The organism is Luminiphilus sp. nBUS_07, from assembly GCF_051201685.1.
GTDB lineage: Bacteria > Pseudomonadota > Gammaproteobacteria > Pseudomonadales > Halieaceae > Luminiphilus.
This window is the reverse complement of the sequence record NZ_CP179213.1, coordinates 3,349,794-3,370,384: the sequence shown is the minus strand read 5'-3', so window position 1 is coordinate 3,370,384 and position 20,591 is coordinate 3,349,794. Positions and strand designations below refer to the sequence as shown.

The 20,591-nt window shown below is 51.9% G+C and carries 12 protein-coding genes; 5 read left to right on the top strand and 7 right to left on the bottom strand.

What is annotated here, in order from left to right; genetic code table 11:
- Positions 1-27 precede the first annotated feature (27 nt).
- Positions 28-1,983 carry an acyltransferase family protein gene (locus ACMAZB_RS14860; protein ID WP_435218302.1) on the bottom strand — a complete coding sequence of 652 codons (1,956 nt, stop codon included), beginning with the start codon at positions 1,981-1,983 and terminating at the stop codon, positions 28-30.
- A gap of 367 nt (positions 1,984-2,350) precedes the next feature.
- Here ACMAZB_RS14860 and ACMAZB_RS14855 point away from each other — a divergent pair, with 367 nt between their 5' ends.
- Positions 2,351-4,324 carry a BCCT family transporter gene (locus tag ACMAZB_RS14855; RefSeq protein WP_435218300.1) on the top strand — a complete coding sequence of 658 codons (1,974 nt, stop codon included), beginning with the start codon at positions 2,351-2,353 and terminating at the stop codon, positions 4,322-4,324.
- 101 nt (positions 4,325-4,425) lie between these two features.
- On the opposite strand, the gene ACMAZB_RS14850 is transcribed toward ACMAZB_RS14855, so the two are convergent.
- From ACMAZB_RS14850 to ACMAZB_RS14840, 3 genes are read right to left on the bottom strand one after another with little or no spacing between them, the layout of a single operon-like run.
- Positions 4,426-5,427, bottom strand: a complete 1,002-nt coding sequence (locus ACMAZB_RS14850; RefSeq protein WP_435218298.1) for an NAD(P)H-dependent glycerol-3-phosphate dehydrogenase — start codon at positions 5,425-5,427, stop codon at positions 4,426-4,428.
- Positions 5,417-7,795 carry a 1-acyl-sn-glycerol-3-phosphate acyltransferase gene (locus ACMAZB_RS14845; RefSeq protein WP_435218296.1) on the bottom strand — a complete coding sequence of 793 codons (2,379 nt, stop codon included), beginning with the start codon at positions 7,793-7,795 and terminating at the stop codon, positions 5,417-5,419. Before ACMAZB_RS14845 ends, ACMAZB_RS14850 begins: the two co-directional genes overlap by 11 nt.
- Positions 7,796-7,804: 9 nt before the next feature.
- Positions 7,805-9,880 (bottom strand): HAD-IB family hydrolase, encoded by a 2,076-nt coding sequence (locus tag ACMAZB_RS14840; protein ID WP_435218294.1) that lies wholly within the window; start codon positions 9,878-9,880, stop codon positions 7,805-7,807.
- A 194-nt stretch (positions 9,881-10,074) separates the two neighbouring features.
- Here ACMAZB_RS14840 and ACMAZB_RS14835 point away from each other — a divergent pair, with 194 nt between their 5' ends.
- Positions 10,075-11,007: a phosphoribulokinase gene (locus ACMAZB_RS14835; protein ID WP_435218292.1), complete on the top strand. Its 933-nt coding sequence runs from the start codon at positions 10,075-10,077 to the stop codon at positions 11,005-11,007.
- Between the two features lie 87 nt (positions 11,008-11,094).
- Here the strand turns inward: ACMAZB_RS14835 and ACMAZB_RS14830 are convergent, their stop codons facing one another.
- The 3 genes from ACMAZB_RS14830 to ACMAZB_RS14820 all read right to left on the bottom strand — a co-directional run bounded on the left by ACMAZB_RS14830 (position 11,095) and on the right by ACMAZB_RS14820 (position 17,544).
- Complete coding sequence (locus tag ACMAZB_RS14830; protein WP_435218289.1) at positions 11,095-14,637, bottom strand: AsmA family protein; 3,543 nt, start codon at positions 14,635-14,637, stop codon at positions 11,095-11,097.
- Between the two features lie 86 nt (positions 14,638-14,723).
- On the bottom strand, positions 14,724-16,136 hold the full coding sequence (locus ACMAZB_RS14825; RefSeq protein WP_435218287.1) for an ATP-binding cassette domain-containing protein: 1,413 nt from the start codon (positions 16,134-16,136) through the stop codon (positions 14,724-14,726).
- Positions 16,137-16,842: 706 nt separating this feature from the next.
- Positions 16,843-17,544 (bottom strand): 4'-phosphopantetheinyl transferase family protein, encoded by a 702-nt coding sequence (locus tag ACMAZB_RS14820; protein ID WP_435218285.1) that lies wholly within the window; start codon positions 17,542-17,544, stop codon positions 16,843-16,845.
- Between the two features lie 80 nt (positions 17,545-17,624).
- Between ACMAZB_RS14820 and ACMAZB_RS14815 the strand changes: the two genes are divergently transcribed.
- The 3 genes from ACMAZB_RS14815 to ACMAZB_RS14805 all read left to right on the top strand — a co-directional run bounded on the left by ACMAZB_RS14815 (position 17,625) and on the right by ACMAZB_RS14805 (position 20,523).
- Positions 17,625-18,203, top strand: a complete 579-nt coding sequence (locus ACMAZB_RS14815) for a DUF4136 domain-containing protein (protein ID WP_435218283.1) — start codon at positions 17,625-17,627, stop codon at positions 18,201-18,203.
- 91 nt (positions 18,204-18,294) lie between these two features.
- Positions 18,295-19,176, top strand: coding sequence for a DUF1295 domain-containing protein (locus ACMAZB_RS14810; protein WP_435218281.1), 882 nt, complete (start codon positions 18,295-18,297; stop codon positions 19,174-19,176).
- Positions 19,177-19,191: 15 nt separating this feature from the next.
- Positions 19,192-20,523, top strand: a complete 1,332-nt coding sequence (locus ACMAZB_RS14805; protein ID WP_435218279.1) for a spinster family MFS transporter — start codon at positions 19,192-19,194, stop codon at positions 20,521-20,523.
- Positions 20,524-20,591: the final 68 nt, after the last annotated feature.

The window sequence follows — 20,591 nt, the reverse complement described above, 5'->3', positions numbered from 1 at the left end:
AACGGCTCGATTCATGCGACTCGAGTATTAATCACCCGCAGGTTTCTTTTCGCTTTCACGATAGCGCAAATCCTGCAGCCAAAGCGGAGGATTGACGGCCACCTGCTTGCCAATCCATTGGGCGAACTCCAGGGTGAGGTGGTGCTCATCCATCGACATTGGATGGCCTGAAGGTGTTTCGGTGGGGCAGGAGGCCGGTAGTTGGCCGCTGCAAAGCAGGCCCAATTTGTCCAGCTTAGAGTTGCTCACTGCATCAACGCGTTCTTGAAGGGGTCTATATTCCTTAATCACACCTGGAAGTCCAACGAGGTTTGTGAGTTCTCCACAGGCTTGAGAGGTCCCGTATTCATTTATCAAGCTGGCGCATTCCCGATGGGTTGACAGGTAGTCCTCAACCACAACGATATGGGTCTCAGGCTGCTTAGAGCGAATGGTTTCCAGCATGGTGATTATTGGTCGTTTGTTTTCGGCATAGGGCCTTCGGGCACTGTATATAATGCTGTGCCAACGAATCGTCTCGAGGTTTTTGCGCAATGCAGTGAGGCGCAGTTGGCAAGCAGGGTTACTCGAACTGGCCCAGTCGCCATCAACCGCAAAATTGCGACATCCGTTGATGCTGCCAAACCTAATGAAGGGTCGGTGATTATCAGACCCCAGTGCGCCGTTAATGATGTTGTAGCCATCGTCCTCGTGGGAGTTACCCAAAAATAAAACGGCCTTGGCACTAGGTAAAGGACAGCGTTTGCTAATGCCGACAGCGTCGATACGGCATACCTCTTTTGTTAATGAGTAACGCCGAGATTTGTAATCGCGAACATTTTTGGCGGATAGCACGGGTTGTTGATAAGCAAATTGATCAGGGTCTTGGTGAACGCCGACTAATAGAGCCCCGAGTAAAACTGACACCCCCACGGTGTAGCTTGGGATGCCGTGCCATGGCGTACGAGCACTATGCCCTCGGCGATAGAATTGCCGCTCAACACCGTAGTGCAGGATCAGCGCTAAAATCACGGTAATCAGAGCAAGACCGGCTTTGATCTCCGGTGTAAGTTCAGAAACCGAAAAGTGGCGATAAAGTGCAATTGGCGGCCAGTGAACCAAGTAAAGTGCGTAGGACATTCGTCCAAGCCATCGTGCTAAGGAATTGGACAACCAAACACTGCTAGATGTTTCGTGGGCACTGATCAGAACAAGCGCTGCACCCGCACTTGGGACGACGGCCAACCAACCGGGAAACGACGTATTTTCAGAGAACGTGGCAATACTGAAGCCACAAAGTGCGAGCCCTAGTGATCGCAATACTTGTCGAGGAAATTCCGTGAGAGGGTAGTTGCGCCAAAATTCCAAAGCGAGAGCACCCAGCGCAAATTGCCAGACCCGAAAAGGCAAAAGATAGAAACTTGCTGCGCTATCAATTGGGGTGTAGTGAACGCAGGCGGCAAAGCTAAGTAGACCGAGCGCGATAAGGCCCCACTTGTAAACGGCGCGGGATGTTTTAGCCATGAAAATGATGAAGGCGGGCCAAAACACGTAAAATTGTTCCTCGACGCCTAAGGACCATAAGTGAAGCAGCGGCTTAAGTTCTGCACTTGCATCCCAGTAGCCCGATTCAAAATAAAAAATAAAATTTGCAGCACTGAACACTGAGGCGGCTGCAGAAAGGGCAAACGAACCTAGGGTATCTGGTTGTAAAATAAATATTGAAGCTAGGGCAGTAACGCCAACGGTTGCTAGCACGGCGGGAAGCAAGCGGCTTACGCGCCGGGCATAAAAATCTGAAAAACTGAAATTGCCCGTCTCGGCTCGGTCACGAATCAAGCCAGAGATTAAAAACCCTGAAATGACAAAGAAGATATCAACGCCAACGTAGCCCCCATCAAAGCCCGCGATCTTTAGATGAAATAGAACAACGGCGAGCACTGCTACGGCACGTAAACCATCTATATCTGGGAGATAAACAAGTCGACGCTTTATCGCTGTCATGGGTATTCTTCTCAGATAATCGAATCACAGCTGAATGGCATCGATGCCGCTGTTATCTCCTGCGCCGTTATCACGCTCACAACACCTTCGAGTGCAGCCACAACCCAATGATTTTTCGGATGTGGGGGAGTTGCAGCGATCAAAAAGCCAATCTCGCAGCGACACCTGAGCGCTGGAGCCTATAACTTCACCTTCGGCTGTGAATTATACTAGAACGCGATAGCGGCGTTGCAAATTCATTGGATTGTTAATGGGCTGCCCGGTTGGGAGTAATAGACGCTATATTCACGCCTGAAATTGCCTAAAAGGGTCTCGGCTACAGGTCTTAGGCACGTATACTCACCAAAACTTATAATAAGAGATGTCTATGACCGACCCAGAAAAACCACGCTTTAGTGTTGATCCCGCGGTGTTTTACCCAGCCTTGGTTCTGTTGTTCGGCGCCGTATTTTTGGTGCTTTCTATGCCGGGTGAGGGCGCCGAGCTTTTTGCGGGGTTGCAATCGTCGATTGTAGCGACGGCGAGTTGGTTCTACGTTTTGGTTGTGGCTTTGATCGGGGTCATGGTGATTGTGTTGGCCGCATCGCGCTATGGCGATATTAAATTAGGCCCTGACCACTCTGAGCCCGAGTATGGATTTCTTTCGTGGTTTTCCATGCTTTTTGCGGCAGGTATCGGCATTGGCCTTATGTTTTACGGCATTGCTGAGCCGGTAATGCACTATCTCTCACCACCAATCGGCGAAGGGGGTACGACGCTCGCCGCCGCTGAGGCGATTCAGCTGGCGTATTTTCACTGGGGTTTTAATGCCTGGGCCACCTATGCTGCGGTCGCCATGGTGCTGGCGTACTTCGCCTATCGCCACGATCTCCCCCTAACCCTGCGTTCAGCCTTTTACCCCCTTATTGGCGAGCGGATCTATGGGCCAATGGGTGCAGCAGTCGATGTGTTCGCAGTCATTTGCACGACTTACGGTATTTCAGTCAGCCTTGGCTTAGGGGTGTTGCAGATCAATACAGGATTCAACTACCTCTTTGGTTTGCCCATTAGTGCTGGGGTTCAAGTGGGTCTGATTTTTGGCACCATGGCGTTGGCAACGGTGTCGGTCGTGATGGGTCTCGATGCTGGCATTAAAAGACTCTCTGAAATTAATACGGTGTTGGCTGTCCTGTTGCTGGTGCTGATCCTCATAGCCGGCCCGACGGCGTTGTTGCTATCTGGCACGTTGCAAAATTTTGGCGGCTACGTTGCGAGCCTAGTGCCCAAGACCCTCGACTTATACGTGTATGCGCCTTCTGATTGGCTGGGGGGTTGGACCATTTTTTACTGGGGTTGGTGGATTAGCTGGACACCTTTTGTGGGTGTTTTTGTCGCGAGAATTTCCAGAGGCCGGACGATTCGCGAGTTTCTCGTCGGTGTCACTGTGGTGCCCACTCTGTTTATTTGTTTATGGATGGGGGTGCTAGGGGGCAGTGCGATAGAGCTTATTTCCAATCAGGGCGTTGCTGAGCTTGGCACTGCGGTACAGGAAAATCAGGCGGTGGGCCTGTTCATGTTTTTGGAGTATCTGCCGGGCACCGAGTTCCTGAGTTTGATTTGCTTGGCGATGATTGTGATTTTCTTCGTAACCTCGGCTGACAGCGGGGCAATGGTTCTCAATATGTTGAGCGCCAGAGGTAACGACAATACGCCGGTTTTGCAGCGCACCGTGTGGACATTGGTTATTGCGCTAATTGCCTCTATCTTGTTGGTGGGCGGTGGCTTGCAAGCTTTGCAGACGGCCACGATTGCCAGCGCATTGCCCTTTTCCGTTGCTCTGTTGGGGGCATTTTGGGGGTTTGGGAAAGCGTTGCTGGTTGACGGTGCCAAGCGTCAAGTTATTCCTATTCATCCTCCGGTTGAGGCGGGCGATCCAGAGTGGCGCCAGCGTTTAGCCAATTTGCTCGCTTATCCCGCAGATGCCAGCGTGCAAAGTTTTCAGCGCGATGTGGTGTATCCAGCGATGCAAAGCTTTGCCGAAGAACTCAATGGACATGGCATTCGAACCGCAATGGCTGATCATATTGTCGATGAGGGAATTCTGCGCCTTGAGGTCGCTCATGGTGAGGAGATCGATTTTGTCTATCAAGTGAACTTGCGAGGTCACCCACTACCCGATCAGTCGTTGGCGGGTAAATCAATGGCAAGTATGAAGCAGAACGAGATTTTTTACCGCGCGGAGGTTCATCTCATTGAAGGAGGCCAAGACTACGACATTATGGGATGGTCCCAAGAGCAGGTTGTGCTGGATATGTTGAACCAATACGAAACGCATCTGCAGTTCCTGCATACCGTGCGTTGATTGATATGTTCAGCGAACGATCTCAATTTCGGTAATAGGCGCCTTAGTGCTATCCGGGTTAAGGACTCGCATTGACGGCAACTTTGTTGGCACGTCCCGTTTTAGCCCGGCTCAGACTCAGCCGCGGCACGGGTACGAAGCAAGCCGCGGTAAACGCCGCGCGCGTTAGATGCTCCCGTAACAACTTTGAAAACGTCGGAGGATATCGGCATGTCGATACCGTATTCCATTGCTAACTCCATCACCGTGGGGGCACTCTTTACCCCTTCAGCGACCATATGCATGCTGGCAATAATGTCCTCAATCGAGCGTCCCTTGGCGAGCTCAATACCAACATGACGATTTCTGCTTTGGGGGCTTGTGCAGGTCGCGATCATATCGCCCATGCCTGCAAGACCCGCGAAGGTCTCTGCCCGTCCCCCGAGTGCGGTACCTAGCCGTGTCATTTCGGCAAGGCCGCGTGTAATCAAAGCTGCACGGGTGTTATCTCCAGCTCCTAGGCCATCACCCATACCCACGGCAATCGCAATAATATTTTTGAAAACGCCGCCCAACTCGCAGCCTATGTGGTCTGGGTTGGTATAAACCCGAAATAGCCCGACGTTTAAAACTGGCTGCAGCCACGTTTGGGGGCTTGGGTCATCGAGCGCGAGTACACCGGCAGCGGCCTGACCCGCGACAATTTCCCGCGCTAGGTTGGGGCCCGTAAGTACTCCCACCGGTCGTCCGGGAGCCACTTCTCTGCAGATCTCGGTCATGCGCAAGCGAGAACCGCGCTCTAGACCTTTGGTCAAGCTAATCAGGGGCGCACCGTCGGGTAAATTGGGCGCGATGTCGGTGAGTACAGATCGAAAGTTATTTGAAGGAATGCCCATGACCACAGCGTCTGCATCTGCAATCGCCTCAGTCGGGTCGAGAGTGGCTTTTAAAGTCGGATTCAGGGGGGCGTCGCCAAGGTAGCGGCTGTTTTTATGGTTGCCATTAATATCATCAACGGTGGCGGCATCTCGCGCCCAAAGCATGATGTCGGCATTGCGTGACACAAGTGAGGCGACCGTAGTGCCCCAACTGCCGCCACCCATGACTGCTATTTTATAAGCCACTGCGCGCTCCATCTCTAATGGTCGGTCTTCCTCGACTCGCAATGGCCGAGGCACGGCTAATTTCAACCCGGTAGATAAGTCTGTCTAGGGCTTCTGCCTGCTGTAATCGAGCTTCAGCCCAGTCTGGGCGTGAATGGTCTGTCAGTTTGCGCGAGGCCAAGGTATCCCACGCATTTTTAAACAGTAATTTAAGGTTTGAAGCTTCGCTGGATACCCTGCGCTGCAGTAATGCCTGCTTACCGTAGTTCATACACCGATCAACAAAATCGGACTCGTCGATGGTTTCACTCGCTTCAAGGTTTGCTAACAGATCAGCGGCAATGCTGTAGGACTCAACGTACATTTGCAGAGTCATATGGGCGACATGGGGTGTCATCATCGCTAACAATCTTCGTGCGCCTTTGACGCCGGAAGCCAGTTCTTGCCGCCAGTTGCCATCGATGCGGTCTAATTCAGCCGCAATTTCGGCTTGAAATACCTCTGTGGGAGGATAGAAAAACTCAAACTTGTAGAGGTCTCTCAGCTCTAACACTTCCGCCCAAAATAAGGCCTCTACCTGCTGGTCGGGTTCGAATTCGCCGTATTCAGCAATGGCAATTAATGCCAATTCTATGATGGCTTTATTGATGAAAAAGTGGACGATGGTATTTCGATAGTAGCTAGCTACCCCCACGTTAGCCGGCTCAATGCCATAGACTGTAGTGGGTCCTCCGGTAAACCGTGTGATGATGCCTTCGCCGATCATAAGATCTAGCAGTTTGCCCATGCCCTCTTGCTGTTGGCGATCAAAATCGGGTGACATACGCAAGGCACTGCTTCTTGCCCATGTCACAATGTCAGTGACTGTCTCAGCGACTTCCGTTTCAGTTTGAGCCCTGGGATACACCCCCAACAGCGCCATAGAAATGACCGCGGGGTAGGTGATGGGCGTAACGCGATTGGCCTCTACGGCCACCTGAAAAGCAATTTTTGAGAGTGCCAGCCGATCATCGGGGCTGGGTGGTTCTGGCAGAACCACGGGCTCTCCAAAATCGACGTAAATTTTGCCCATGGGTCGAGCTAGACTTCGGATGTAGCCTACCAGCCAACCCAGAGATTCAGGAGCTTTGGGTACCCCTGCCTGCTCTCGAGCATATTCTTCAGCGTCACGTATGAGGTCATAAGACACGGTGACGGGAATAATATGCACGTCCTTAGATCCCGCGCTGTGGCAGCCTTCAATGACATATTTTAAGACGCCGTACTTTGGTGGCATCAATTTGCCCAGGCGGGAGCGCGTTCCTTCAAAGGACCATGTCAGTGGGAACCGCTTCTCCATGAGGTAGCCAATGTATTGGCGTAGTGCCGCTTTATAAACTGGGTTGTCGGCGAAGCTGCGTTTAATAAAAATGCCGCCAGCCCTGCGGCCCAAAAAACCTAGCAACGGGATGTTGAGATTAGCGCCGGCAAAAAAATGCGGTATGGGAAAGTTGTTATCGAAAAGAAGCTTTGGCACCACAAAACCATCGATGTAGGTTTTGTGGGTCCACAGCAGTGCCGAGGGGTGATCTCGAACAATCGTTCTAACCCGTTCTAAGTCTTCAGGGTTATAGTTGAGCGCTCGTTCGTAACCTAAACCCAGACAAAAATTACAAAATTTGATCCACACATCAAGCCAGAAGCTTGTGGGGATAGAAATCATCTCTTTGAAATATTCATTGAGCTCTTCCTTGACCTCACCTATGGGCTCACCGCGCTCGGCGGCAATGGTTGACAGCTGATCTTTGAGTATTTGGTTACTGCGCAACGACTGCGCAATATAGCGAGGGACTTTGTAACGACCTCCCTGCAATTTACGCTCTGTTGCGTCGAGGACTATGGCGGCTTGCCGGGCAATAAAAATTGCAAAGGCTTCTCGGTTGGCCGAAGCCTCTATGGCATATTTTCCTGCAAACCGACCTGCCATTGTGTCTGTGCCATCGGGTGAACCCTTGATCAAGTGCACACGCTCTGGATGGCGAGAGAGTGTATATCGGGTTCGCAGAAATCCGGGTCGCCGCTCCGGTCCTTGAATCAAATCGCGCAAACGTGGCCCTGCAGCGATGGCACCGGCACTAGGTGTCCAAGCGACCCTCAATGGTGCAACCAGTATGTCGACGCCTTCTGACAGCGCGTTTAGCAGGGGAGTAACTTCCAGAGGCTTTCTGTCGTCGCCCAGAGAGAGCTGAATGATTTGTGCCTCAGCGCCTGGCGGTTTGTGAGTGTTAATCCAGTCGGTCAAGAGCTGGCGTTCAATGCCCGACGTGGTATCGAGGAGAAAAATTATTGTTCTCGAATCATCTGGCCATGGCGAGCTCTGATCAATGATGTCTGAATAGGCTGTGGCCATTACCAAAAATTACCGCGTCGACGCCAGCTTGGGCTTTACGGACGCCCCACGGGGCTTGTTATCGGTGCGTGAATTCCTGGTCATGGCCTTTTTTGCCCCTACTGATTTTGCCGGCGCCTTACTTTTACCGTTAGTTTTGGCCTTGGCCTTGGCCGCAGATGCAGGTTTGGCTGCCGATGTCGGTGCCTTGGTGACCTTAGGTTTTGCCTTGGAGTTAGGTTTGGCTGCCGATGTCGGTGCCTTGGCGACCTTAGCTTTAGCCTTGGCTTTAGATGAAGGTTTGGCGGCCGATGTCGATGCCTTGGTGACCTTAGTTTTGGCCTTGGTCGTCGCCTTACCTGCCACCTGTCGGCCTTTTGAAGCTCCTGCCGGGCTCGCCGCAGATTTAGGTTTGGCCTTGGCTTGAGATGAAGGTTTGGCGGCCGATGTCGATGCCTTTGCGACCTTGGTTTTGGCCTGAGTCGTCGCTTTGCCCGCCACCTGTCGGCCTTTTGAAACCACTTTAGTCGTTGTATCGGTCGTCTTTGGGCGTTTGCTGAGAAGCTTTTTCTTGGCCGCAGCCTTTGCTTTTCTGGGCTTTTTAGTCGCCTTGCCTGCTTTTTCAGGGCGCATATCTTCCGGCAGCGCCTTTTGCTCTTCCAGCGTCTGCGCCACAGTTTGTTCCGGTTGTCCCAAAGCTTGAAGGAACATATTGCGAACTAGGGTCACCTGCTCGTCCATTTTTTCGAGGGACCAGCCGGTGGTATCAACCGGGGGCAGCACATCGACACGAACGGTTCCTGGTTTAAAAACAAAGTCTCCTTTCGGAGCGATGTCCCCGGCGTTATGAATCACAACCGGAACAATAGGTACTCCCACCTGCATAGCCATGTGGAAGCCCCCTTTCTTGAACGGCGCCAACTTGCGCGTCGGGGCTCGGGTACCTTCTGGAGCGATCACAAGCGATTGACCCTCCTCTCTCATTGCGGTCGCAAGAGGTGCCATCGATTCAATAGCCTTGCTACGGTCAGATCGGTCAATAAAGACAACCCCTGCAGCCCCCATGGCTTGGCCGATCAAAGGCATGCGTTGGATTTCTTTTTTGCCAACGGCAACAACATCGCGTCGCACAAGGCGGGCCATTACGGCGACGTCAGCTTTACTCTGATGATTGAACATAAACACGGCGGGGCGTTGTGCCCATAAATGCTCTTCACCGGTGACCTCTAGGTTGAGCCCAATGAGTGCACTGCAGGTATCTGCAAATAGCGAGATAGAAAAGTTCAGGGAATCTCTTTTAGATCCGGTGAGCGCATAGAGAGGCAGCGCCGCTGCGACGCTACCAACGAGTGATCCCGTCGCCGCAACAGACCGCAAAAATCGATTGACGGAGAGGCGCCCTCGACTATCAAAAGTTGTTGTGGGCCAATTATTTTCTTTGGTTATTTGCTTGAGCCGTTTTCTTGGATTCAAGGTGACCGGACGCCCTACGTACTCCAGCAATTGAATGTCGTCGACGCTATCAGAATAAAAAAAGCTTTGGCTTAAGTCAGCGCCGGTATCTCTTGCTAGGGTCTGAGCGGCATCCACTTTTCCTTCACCAAAACAGGTCGGCTTTACGACCGCCCCGGTAAAGCAACCGTTTTCCACTTCTAGTCCAGTACAGAACACGCGATCAATATTTAGGTCTCTCGCTGCAGGCAGCACCTGGTAGGGGGTTGCTGAGCTAATAATCGCCACAGAGTGGCCTTTTGCCTGATGGGCTGCGATCAGTTCCCGCGCCTCAGGATAAATAAGCCGCGCGATTTTTTTGCGGAACAAACGTTCGCTATTGCGGGTGTATTCGTCTTCGTCCCGCCCTGCAAGATACTGGGCGTGCACCGCCATGAGCGCGGAGAACCCCATATTGCCCAAGCCAAAGCCAGTCAGTGCACGGGTCAGTTCGTAGAGCTCATCAGGCTTCAGTTCGCCACGCGTCAATGCGTCTTGAAGAAAAACGGTTGCGGAAAATCCCGCGATGATGGTGCCATCAAAATCAAAAATTGCGGCTGTCTCAGGACCGGGTTTGGAGGCGTTGATATCGGCAATGAGTTTGGAAAAGTTCAAGGGGTGTCCTTAGACGGTTAGCGTCAAATGGTCAGCATTGCCCCGGTAGGGCATCATTATCATAAACATACACGGCTAGCTCATTGGGGCAAAGTACATAGTACTTGCTTGGGAGCTGTCATTTATCACAGTTGATTGCCAATCTTGAGAAATTACGCGACGAGCCAATGATGAGAAGGAGAAGCGTCAAGTTCATGGATGACCAAACACACAAATTGCCGGGAGATATTTTTTGGCGCACTTTTCTCGAGGAAGAGCTTTTACCCAACAGTTATCGTGAAACCGCCGAAACTTGGTTTGCACCTCTGGTCGAGTCTATTTTGCAGCGATGCAACGAACAAGTAGCGACGTCTCCTCAAATTATCGGCATTCATGGGTGTCAGGGGTCAGGGAAAAGCACTTTAGCGGCGCTTTTAGACGCTTGGTTAGGGGATGTCGCCGGTTTAAATGTGTTGCGGTTATCTATAGATGATTTTTATCTAACCAAATATCAGCGTCGATCTTTGGCCGAATCTATACACCCATTATTCGCGACTCGCGGTGTGCCCGGTACTCACGATATTGCGTTGTTAGAAACAGTGTTACGGGCAGTGATTACGCGAAGCAAAGAAGACATTGCCATCCCTGAGTTTGATAAAGCGAGAGATGATAGAGCGCCACCGCAAAAGTCAGTGGTTGCCTGTGAAGTCGACGTGGTTGTACTCGAGGGTTGGTGTGTGGGTGTTCCTCCCGAGCCCCACTATCGGTTAGGGCAGGTCATAAATCACATGGAGTTGGACCAAGACCCGCAGGCTATTTGGCGGGGGGAAGTCAATAAAGCGCTGGCAGCGGAATACAAAACGGTGTTCGATCTTTTAACCGCACTTGTTGTGCTGAAAGCCCCGCATTTTGACACCGTGGTCGATTGGCGTTGGGAGCAAGAGCAAAAGCTCAGTGCGCTACAGCAGCGCCCTGCCGGCCTAGATGATGCCTTGATGGATCGAACGGGTGTTGAACGCTTCGTACAGTTTTTCCAACGAATCACCGTCTGGGGTCTAGAGGTCATGCCAGATCGCGCCGATCTCTGCTACCACTTGGACAAAAATCGGCAAATTAAATCGAGTTCGGGGCCCTGGGCGGGCGGTTAAGTTACTCCCTTACGGCAGGCAACTTAACAACTAGATTCCGCACGATGGAAAATCTTCGGGTTGTTACTGAGCACCGTCGCATGGGGATTAGGGCAGGGCCGCTTTGCGAAATTTTTCAAAGGCCTGCCGAGAGGCTTGGCGCGGTTTCTCCGCCTTAGCGGCAGCTTTGGCACAGGACTTTTTGCCGACTGACATTCGATCGAAGAAGCCTTTTCCTATCAGAGAGATACCCCCAGTCATAACTGCGAGGCCGCCCTGGACAATGGTGCCCTCAGGATCTAGGGACATTTGAGGTCGGGCCAGGGTGCCGGCAACCCCGACAAAGGGGTTAAAGGCGGTAGTTGCGCTGATTCCCAAGCCTTTTTGTGGGACGGTATTGAAGGCCAAGAACAGCTTTTCAGTGTGCAAGTTGACCTGACCCTTACTGACAATGGCTAATTTGTCTGAGATGACGATAGCAAGGGGATCACCTTTCACTTTGCCATTATGAACTTCCGCAAACGCTGCTCCGCACCGCAGCTCAGTGACTTCTTCCTCCTCGACAACATCGAGAAGCGATACGAGCTCTGCAAGGAAGTCATTGGTAAAAAAGCCTGACAGCTCTCCCGGAATAACCCCCGCATTTAGCGCTATCTGTAGTGATCCATTTAAGTTCTGCGCTAACTCTCGCACTGTGTTTCCCGAGCCAAAAAGTTCACCCGAAAACTCTGCTGGGGGTAGTGCTGCTATATCATCAACTTCAATAGTGGAATTCGGCAATAAGGGTCTGACATTTTCACCTTCTATCGTCAGGCCAAAGTGTTGTTCATCGATCCCTGGAACACCGAACCCGGACAGCTCAACGTGTCCGCCTGATTCACTTTTTACGACAGCTCTATCAACGATAAAGTGCCCGTCTTTGACATGACTGATCAGCTCAATGTTACCAAATCGTCGTTTGCGACCTATGAGCCGATCGGTTGTGAGATTGATGTCAGCATCAAAGTGCTGCAGGAATTCCAGATTGATTTCAGCGAGGGGGATGACTCTTTTATTGCGGGCAGTTTTTTTCTTTTTCGCGGCTGCATTTTCCTCCCTTGATCCTGACGCACCTCGATTATTCTTTTTAGGCTGAGCTGGCGCTGCCGGGGAAACAGACGCCTTTTGGGTGGTTGTTGTTTCCACCGCATAAAGTGGCCGTAGATCTATCATGCTACTGTGAAGTGCCAATTGAATGTTGGGATGTGATGGGTCGCTAATACTTAATTGGCCGCTGAATTCAGAATCTAACGATTCAACCGCCAACGTGTCAGCGATGAGGTGTGATTCGTCTCCGTTTAATAAGGCTTCAAGTTTTAGAGGAATCTTTGGCAGGGCGAGGTTTGCTAGCCAACCTAGTCGTTGCAAGTCTGGCAGGTCTAGTCGGACCTCTAGGTCGCTGCCAGAAAAATTTTCGCCGAACTGAAGCTCTCCCTTTGAAAAAATGGTCGCGCCGGCGGCTGTATTTAATGTGAGTTCCCGAATCGATGCCTGAGACTCACTTTGAGACAGATTAATCTTCGCTGTCATAGTCAGTGGCTCGGTTAGAGCCGTGACATTTTCTATGACCACCCATTCATAAGCGTTCTCCACGGCGAACATAGCGTCGACGTCGACTGTGCCCTTTGAAAACTGAGCATCGCCATTAACGGCCAAGTCACCGATCTGAAGTTTTAAGTCTTTAACCTCCACGCCTTTTGGGGTGACTGTGAATTTACTGGTAGCACTAAGTGGTTGGTCTAGTTGACCCTGTGGAATTTCGGGGGGCAGGAGAGTGGTCGGGAGAAGCTCAGTAAGATTCTCTCCCTGCAGTTTCAAGTCACCGGCCACTGATTGCTGCTTTGGGATCACTGTCACAGCTCCTTGGATCTCAGTTTTTGCAAGGGCAATAGCAAGATTTTGCAGATTCAGGGTGCCTTCAGACCAATCGGCACGGAAGCTGCCGGTGGTCGTTTGGTTTGGGATGATAGCGAGAGTGTTGCCATGCAGCCAGTGGCTGAGCGTTTGTCTCGGGTTGGCAACTGTCATTTTGTGGGCAGTGGTAAAATTAGCGGCAGGATCCTTGCGTGGAAATTTGGCTGTGAAGTCGCTTGAAATGCCTTCAACCACGAGCTTTCCTTCGCTCAGTTCGATGTCATTGTTAGTGACCAGCAGGTCTGTGTTCAGTGACCAACGGTCACGGAAGCTGGGTTTTTGATGGGCTAGCATGAGCAAGGTGCCCAGATCATCGCCTTTAGCCGCGACAGTCAACGAAGTCCCTGTCAATTTGCGCTGGCCACGCAACCACCCGTCGGCCTTAAGTTCTCCGTACTCGGTAGTTATCAAGCTGCTCAGCTTGGTATTTTGCTTGTCGGTTTCTAGAGTGAGCTGCGCCGTAACGGCGCCTTTGACGTCTTCGGGCAGCTGGAGCACATCTTGATAACGCTCAATCGCAGGTACCGACGCCTGTGCCGATAAATTAGCCTGAATCGGAGTCTCTAAATTTGGAATGTCTAGCCCTGCTGCTATCTGCAGCCGCCCTATGTTGATACGAGACTCACTAACATTCAGCCGCTGCTGGTTTCTCTTGACTTTACCTGTCGCGCTAAAGGGCACGTGGGGGAAATTCGGTGCCCCCAGTAAATCTGCGAGACGACCTATGTCGGGTCCGCTTACCGCAACGGCCAATTCAACATCGGTCAATGTTCGGAGATCATTAACGGTGCCACTGATAACCCCAGAAAAATCGCCTACTAGACCGTCCAGCCGAACAACCATTTGCTCTATACCCGGTTGTACAGAAATGCTTAGGTCTAGGGCGCCTTGACTGAAAGGCGGCAGTTTGAGCAGCTCCGTGAAGTATTCGACGCTTGGCCCCTGCAGGACGATTTCGATTTGGGGCGTATTCGGTGCTCTGAGATCGCGCACGAGAGCTTTACCTTCCAGATGTACGTCGCCCAAATTCATGTCGAGGCCAAAATTAACATCGGTAAGAGAGGTAAGGGCATCGGCGGAGGAGACGGTGACTTTGGCTTGCAAGGGCGCCTCATTTACGTCCCCGACAACGGCCAATTTTGCCCCACTGGAATCTTGCTCCAGTGTGGCGTCGACCCGCAGTGTCCTGACTTTTTCTTGGTTATCGATCAGCGTGAGCTGTAAATCTTCAATGTCGGCGTATTCCAAAAAAACCGGTATGCCTTTTGGGGGTTTGCTCGGCGCAACTGCGGTCGCCGGGGCATTATTGAGGTCAAACCGCCAGTTGGGGTGGCCCTCCAAGCCTTGAATGAGGTGGAGTTTAGGTTGGGTTAATGACAGAGACTTGATTTTTGGTTGGCCAAGCAACAGATCAGGAATCGAGGCATGGAGTTCAGCAGAGGCTAGGTCTAAAAATGCAGGTCCGGTGAAACCTGCGGGTTGAGCAATGGCAACATCGGTCACGGTAATGTTGATTGATTGGTCAATATCGATGTCGATGTCAAGATTTGAGAAGGTGACGTTTCGCTGAAGCAGCTGGCTGACTTTTTGAGCAACAAAGTCTCGAAAAAAATCACTTTCTTTTGTGATCAAGGCGCCTGCGACTAGGGCGCTAATAAGCACCGCGGTCACTACAAAAATTTTACTTATCGATCTCACGTATATCCCGAGACACCTGATGTGTCGGGTTGAGACTAGTCGCTACCTCGGTTTACGTCGACCCCTTGCAGCCATTGAGTCAGCTTTTATTTAAAACCTTTATCCTCGTTCACGGGAATTTTCAAATGTAGATGGCGCTTAAAAAGTGGCAAATATTCGTCTTGCCGGTGGCTGACAAAGATCAGTGTGGTATGACGGCGGTTTTCGAGTGTGGTCAGTAAGTCCAAAATTCTTGATCGATTTAACTCATCAAGGCCCTGAGTTGGCTCGTCTAAAACCAACAGCAATGGCGACTTGACCAAGGCACGGGCAATGAGGACCAGACGCTGCTCGCCGTAACTCATTGTGTGAAAGGGCGCCGAGCCGTGTTCGCGCAGGCCCGCCGCCTGCAGCCACTGTTTGGCAATGTTCACCTGAACTTCGCTGATCTGCTCATATACACCAATAGAATCGAAAAAACCGGAACAAACCACCGTGAGGGCATCGCAACGTACCCGGTAAAATCGATGGAGTTCGCTGCTAACGATACCCATCTGCTGCTTCAACTCCCAAATAGACTCTCCGTGACCCCGTCGGTAGCCCAGCACTCGAACGTCATTGTTGTAACTTTGCGGGTTGTCGCCGGTGATTAAGCCGAGCAGGGTTGATTTGCCCGCCCCGTTTTCCCCGGTAATTAAGGTGTGCTCAAGGGGCGCTAGCTGCAAGGTCAGGTCACGCAGAACGATCTGTTGGCCGTAACTCACCGATGCGTTGGCGATGTCAATAATGTACTCGTGAGGGAAATCGGCGAGATGCTTCGCTTGCTCCGGCCAGTCTGGCTGGTCTGTCGGTGAAAATAAGGCCTCCAGAAATTGTTCTTTTTGAGCTGGCTCGTCATCATCAAGACATGTGAGCAAGCCATTTTGTACCGTGGCCAGGGCGCCACACCACTGGGGTATGTCACTGCGGTTGCTTAACAAAAATACGATGGTCGTGCCTGTTTCCCAAACCGATTTTAATGCCGCCGACAGATTCTCGCAGGCTTTGTGGTCGAGACTATCGAACGGATTATCAAGAATAAGAACTTTGGCGCCTTGGAGTAGGGCTTGAGCAATGAGCAATTTACGGCTCTCTCCAGTACTGAGCTGGGTGTACGGTCGATCTAATCGGTGGCGCAAATTCAATGCATCCAAAAGGGGGTCATTGGTTTTATCGGTGGGTAAAAAGTCTATCGCCCGGGTGGCAGTTTCGCTTTCAGGCAGTAAATCGGTAGCCGCAAGCTTTAACTCTCGCTCAAAGATGCTTTGCTGCTGTTCGAAAGACACCAAGCTTATCGCCGTTATAGGCAGCTCATGGGTGACCGACCCTTGGCCATCGCCCTCGAGCTGCCCCAACAACAGTCGGTCAATGAATTGCTTTCCCGAGCCATTGGGCCCCACTACGCACCAAGCATCGCCTGAGCTAATCGCCCAGTTATCGACGCTGAGGTCGGGGGAGGTAAATGCGGTGATCCTGATCATGGTGCCGTGGATTCCAAGTAAGCGAGAATGATGAGTCCCGCGAATGTGTGGCGGGATAGTAACTCACCCAAGGGTTGTGGGTTAGAGGGTGGTGCCCATGTCACCCCTAGCATGAGGCCTGTTTTTCGGACTTTTATGAGCTCAGCTCCCCAAACGCTCTCGCCAGCTGCGCGGCGCTGAAAATAGGTTTGAGCCCTGAGCCATAACATGGGGTATTGGCGTTGGGGTCGCATTGTTACCGCGCAGAAGGGTTGAAATTTTGAGCGCCACAATTCAACATTTTTTAGCCTTGGTGGGGAGGATTTGATGGCTTGAATGGTCATAAAACTGCGAGAAATTGATCGTTCTAATGTTGCCACAGGAAGCACTATCGCGATGCAAGCTCACTCAATGATCAAACTTTGGCAAGCCGTAAGCCCACGGTCGGCCAACACCCTGATACAAAACAAAGGGGTTTGCCTCCAGCCCTCGTCAAATGGTGACCAGTTTGCACTCCTAAAATTAACGAGGGGGCAGGCTTTTTACGCTGCCAAGGCAGTGTGGGCTCGTTACTTCGGTCAGGCTGCTGTTGTTGAGATGTTGATATATCGAGCAGCATTGGCACCGTTTGAGATTGAGACTGTGGCCTATGACGCACACCAAGAGTACAGAATCCCGGTTCTTGATCTGCCACGACTTTCTTTAGGTCAGGTTAGATCTGCTCAAGTTATTGGTTCGGTAGGGGGGTCAACTCAGCTAAGTCCGTCTCGGGGCTTAACGGAGAAAACTCCCATTGCCCATTTTGATCGAGCTTCGGGAAACACAGTTCAGGCCGGACCCCTCCCGAGCTTATGACAGCCACAGTCCGGGTATTGTTTTGGCTGATCAGGCCTATTGTCCCCGAGGATAAATTAAGCGGTCTTCCCAATAGTTGGAAAAGATTGCCATCACCTTGGTATTTCACCAGCGCTTCACGTATGCACCATTGGCGATAAAACCAAGCCCTGCCTTCGGCCTCGTTACAGTTGCCAAAATAGGTTTGACCCTCCGGCCAAAAGTAGCGCTGCACCACCTTAGCTACTGATCTGGGCCGGTGGTGTTCTACGTCCACTCCAATGGATCCTACCGTGTTGATCCCGACGAGGATCGCTTTGTTCGAGTGGCTGATGCTGCAGGCAATTGACCGACCGTCGGCGGTGAGTAACCTCGGAGCAGTATTTACAGCTGACACAACTTCGGCGGATACGCCCAAACGGTTCCGAGCCAGTGTCTGGAGTAGCGTTCGCGCCACTACAAACTCGGTTTTTCGGGGTTCTCCCTTCATTAGCGCAATTCGCTGTTGATCGGCTGCCGAAAGCCCACTGCGCCACTGGGTAATGGCATGGAGGGGAATGTTTTCGGTGCCCGATAGAAATGCGAGGGTAATCATTATTGAGTATCCAACGGGGCAGTCAAATTGGGGTCAAACGTGTATTCTTCCTTGGCGTTCATCACCGCTAGGTTACCTTAATGTTTCGGACTGTATTTTTCATTGTAGTGATAGGCATGATTTCGGCCTGTGCGAGTAAGCCGACCTACGAGCTCGACTACGATCAGGATTTTGATTTTTCAAACTTTAAAACCTACCGTTGGTATGATGACGTCGTGCACTCGCGTGAAGCTCAATACCGAAAATTTAATTCATCGGATAAACGCATTCGCGAAGTGGTTAGCAAGGAGCTTGCTGTGCACAATCTGCGCGAAAGCAAAGCCGAGGGTGCTGATTTTTGGATTAATTACACCGTCTCCAAGCAGCGTCAGCAGATTATTCACTCCACAGGGTACGACAAAGGTATGCACGGTGGTGTTTCGGCGGGCAGTTATGGCAGCTCGGTGATGGTTGGTTACAGTTCGGGGCCGTCTGTGCGTGAATATGACGAGGGCACAGCGATCCTCGACGTTATTGATGCAAGTACCCGAAAGATTGTTTGGCGCGGTATTGCTGAAGGCCGGCTAAAAGATCATCCGACCATGAGTGAGCGCTACAAGGCCACCACGGCAGTCGCCAGTGAGCTGCTGGGAGATTTTCCTCCCGGTACAGCACCATGACTGGTGCAGCAACGTACAGCCGGGGGTCAATCGGTGAATCAACAAGCCCAGAGGGCAGCCCGCTGCTGCCCTTGATGAGGTTAGCTAATTCATGTTGACCAAAAAGCATCTGATGCCGCCGCTGTTAGTTCTGGTTTGCTTACTCTATGCGGGCCTTATAAATCCATTGGATAGTCGAATTGTTGGTGTGTCGGTACTTCCTGTTATCTTCGCAGCGATATTTCTTATCCAGCTCTTGGGCTTCGGCTACGCCTGGTGGGCGCGAACCGAGCGTTTCTACGATCTGATCGGCAGTTTGACCTTCATTAGTGCGGTGTTACTGGCGTTAATGCTGAACCCGGCGCCAAGTACTTATAGCTATGTAATGACCGCTTTAGTGGTGGTTTGGGCCCTGCGCTTGGGTACTTTTTTATTTTTGCGTATCGCCGATGTGGGGGAGGATCGCCGGTTTCGTAAAATTAAACAGTCCTTCTGGCACTTCTTGCTCGTTTGGACTTTGCAGGGTGTCTGGGTGAGCCTGACGAGCAGCGCGGCACTGGTCGCGATTTTGACGCCTAATGCTGCACTTACTGGGTTTGCTGGGTTGGGCCTGTTGATCTGGTTTGGGGGTTTTACCTTGGAGGTCGTAGCTGACAAGCAGAAGGGTGATTTCCGTAAGGACCCAGCTAATGCTGGGCAGTTTATCTCTCGTGGCGTGTGGGCAATTTGTCGCCATCCGAACTACTTGGGTGAAATCATGCTGTGGACGGGAGTGTTTTTGGCGGCACTGCCCGTTATGCAGAGCTGGCAGTTTGCCACGGTGCTCTCGCCACTTTTTGTGGTGGTTTTACTGACGCGAATTAGCGGTATTCCGACTTTGGCTCACCGTGGCGTGTCGCAGTGGGGTAATGATCCCGCGTATCAAGCCTATTTACGCGACACGCCTGTTCTGATTCCGCGACTATTGGTGCAAAACCGTGGTTCGAAAAGCTGAATGCCGGACGTGCCTGTGACTACATCAGTTGATACCGAAACTCACGAGCCATTAAGTTCCGTTGAAGACGAGGCACCCTACAAGGCGTTTAGTACACGCTATCGTAATTACGTACTCGCGCTGCTCACCTTAGGCTACGTTTTCAATTTTGTAGATCGTCAGGTAATGACGATTCTTCTGGAGCCGATAAAAGCTGAGTTCAATGCCTCTGACACAGAAATGGGCTTACTTTCTGGGCTGGCATTTGCACTTTTTTACGCCGTTTTGGGCATTCCCGTGGCACGTCTTGCCGACCGCTGGTCCCGGCGCAATGTGTTGGCAATGTCGATGGCTACCTGGAGTGCTGTTACAGCGCTTTGCGCCACGGCAGGAAGCTTTGCGCACCTCGCCGTCCTTCGAGTGGGTGTGGGTATCGGAGAGGCCGGAGGGACGCCGCCCTCACAAGCCTTAATTACCGATTATTTTCCGCCGGAGCGGCGGGCGTTAGCCCAAGGCGTTCTTGCCGCGGCACCTAATTTGGGCATCCTTGTGGGCCTATTTGGTGGCGCCCTCTTAGCCGAGGCTCTCGGTTGGCGCATGGTCTTTCTAGTGTTTGGAATCCCCGGTGTCTTGCTGGCCATCCTCTTATTTTTTACCGTCAAAGAACCCCGTCGCCAGCCTCGCTCTGCGGTGGGTGATGAATCCTTGCTCGTGGCGATCAAAGGTATAACCCGGCTTCCCGGGTTTTTATGGATTGCTTCAGGGGTTGGGTTTGCGGGTATCGCTGGTTATGGATTGGGGATTTGGTCGCCAAGCTTTCTGGTGCGCGTGCATGCCATGTCGTTGGTCGACGCCGGTCTTTGGCTGGGCTTGATTGGCGTTTTTGGTGGCACCTTGGGCGCGGTTACTGGAGGTTTGCTGGTTGATCGATTGGCGCGTAAGGACCCCCGTTGGCAATTGCGCGTACCGGTCATTGGCCTGCTGATTGCCCTGCCTACCCAATTAGCCTTTGTTTTGTGGCCCGAAACTCATCGCATTGGAGGGCCGGATGGACTGCCCTTTGCGTTAGTGTTCATGGGTATTTCCGCCGTATTTGCCAGTTTCTGGATCGCCCCCAGTTACGCCGCGGTTCAAAATTTGGTCCCCGCACATTGGCGCACCCAGGCGTCGGCCCTCATGCTCTTGGCTATTAATTTGTTAGGTCTTGGGTTGGGCCCTTTAGTGGTGGGTATGCTCAGCGATTATTTTGCCTACACCGGTGCTAATTCGATTCGTTGGGCGTTAGTGGTGGTGCTCTCGACCTGCATTTTTGGCGCTTGGTGCTATTGGCGGGGGAGTGTTCCCTACGCGCGTGCGGTGTCTCGATAGGGCCAACCCAAGCAATTGGCACTGTTAAAAACCAAGCCAGTGTAAGAGTACGGCAGCGCAAGTGCCTT

Coding starts and splice junctions, on each gene's coding strand:
- ACMAZB_RS14860 (WP_435218302.1), bottom strand. CDS start 1,983: ATGACAGCGATAAAGCGTCGACTTGTTTATCTCCCAGATATAGATGGT.
- ACMAZB_RS14855 (WP_435218300.1), top strand. CDS start 2,351: ATGACCGACCCAGAAAAACCACGCTTTAGTGTTGATCCCGCGGTGTTT.
- ACMAZB_RS14845 (WP_435218296.1), bottom strand. CDS start 7,795: ATGGCCACAGCCTATTCAGACATCATTGATCAGAGCTCGCCATGGCCA.
- ACMAZB_RS14835 (WP_435218292.1), top strand. CDS start 10,075: ATGGATGACCAAACACACAAATTGCCGGGAGATATTTTTTGGCGCACT.
- ACMAZB_RS14825 (WP_435218287.1), bottom strand. CDS start 16,136: ATGATCAGGATCACCGCATTTACCTCCCCCGACCTCAGCGTCGATAAC.
- ACMAZB_RS14820 (WP_435218285.1), bottom strand. CDS start 17,544: ATGATTACCCTCGCATTTCTATCGGGCACCGAAAACATTCCCCTCCAT.
- ACMAZB_RS14815 (WP_435218283.1), top strand. CDS start 17,625: ATGTTTCGGACTGTATTTTTCATTGTAGTGATAGGCATGATTTCGGCC.
- ACMAZB_RS14810 (WP_435218281.1), top strand. CDS start 18,295: ATGTTGACCAAAAAGCATCTGATGCCGCCGCTGTTAGTTCTGGTTTGC.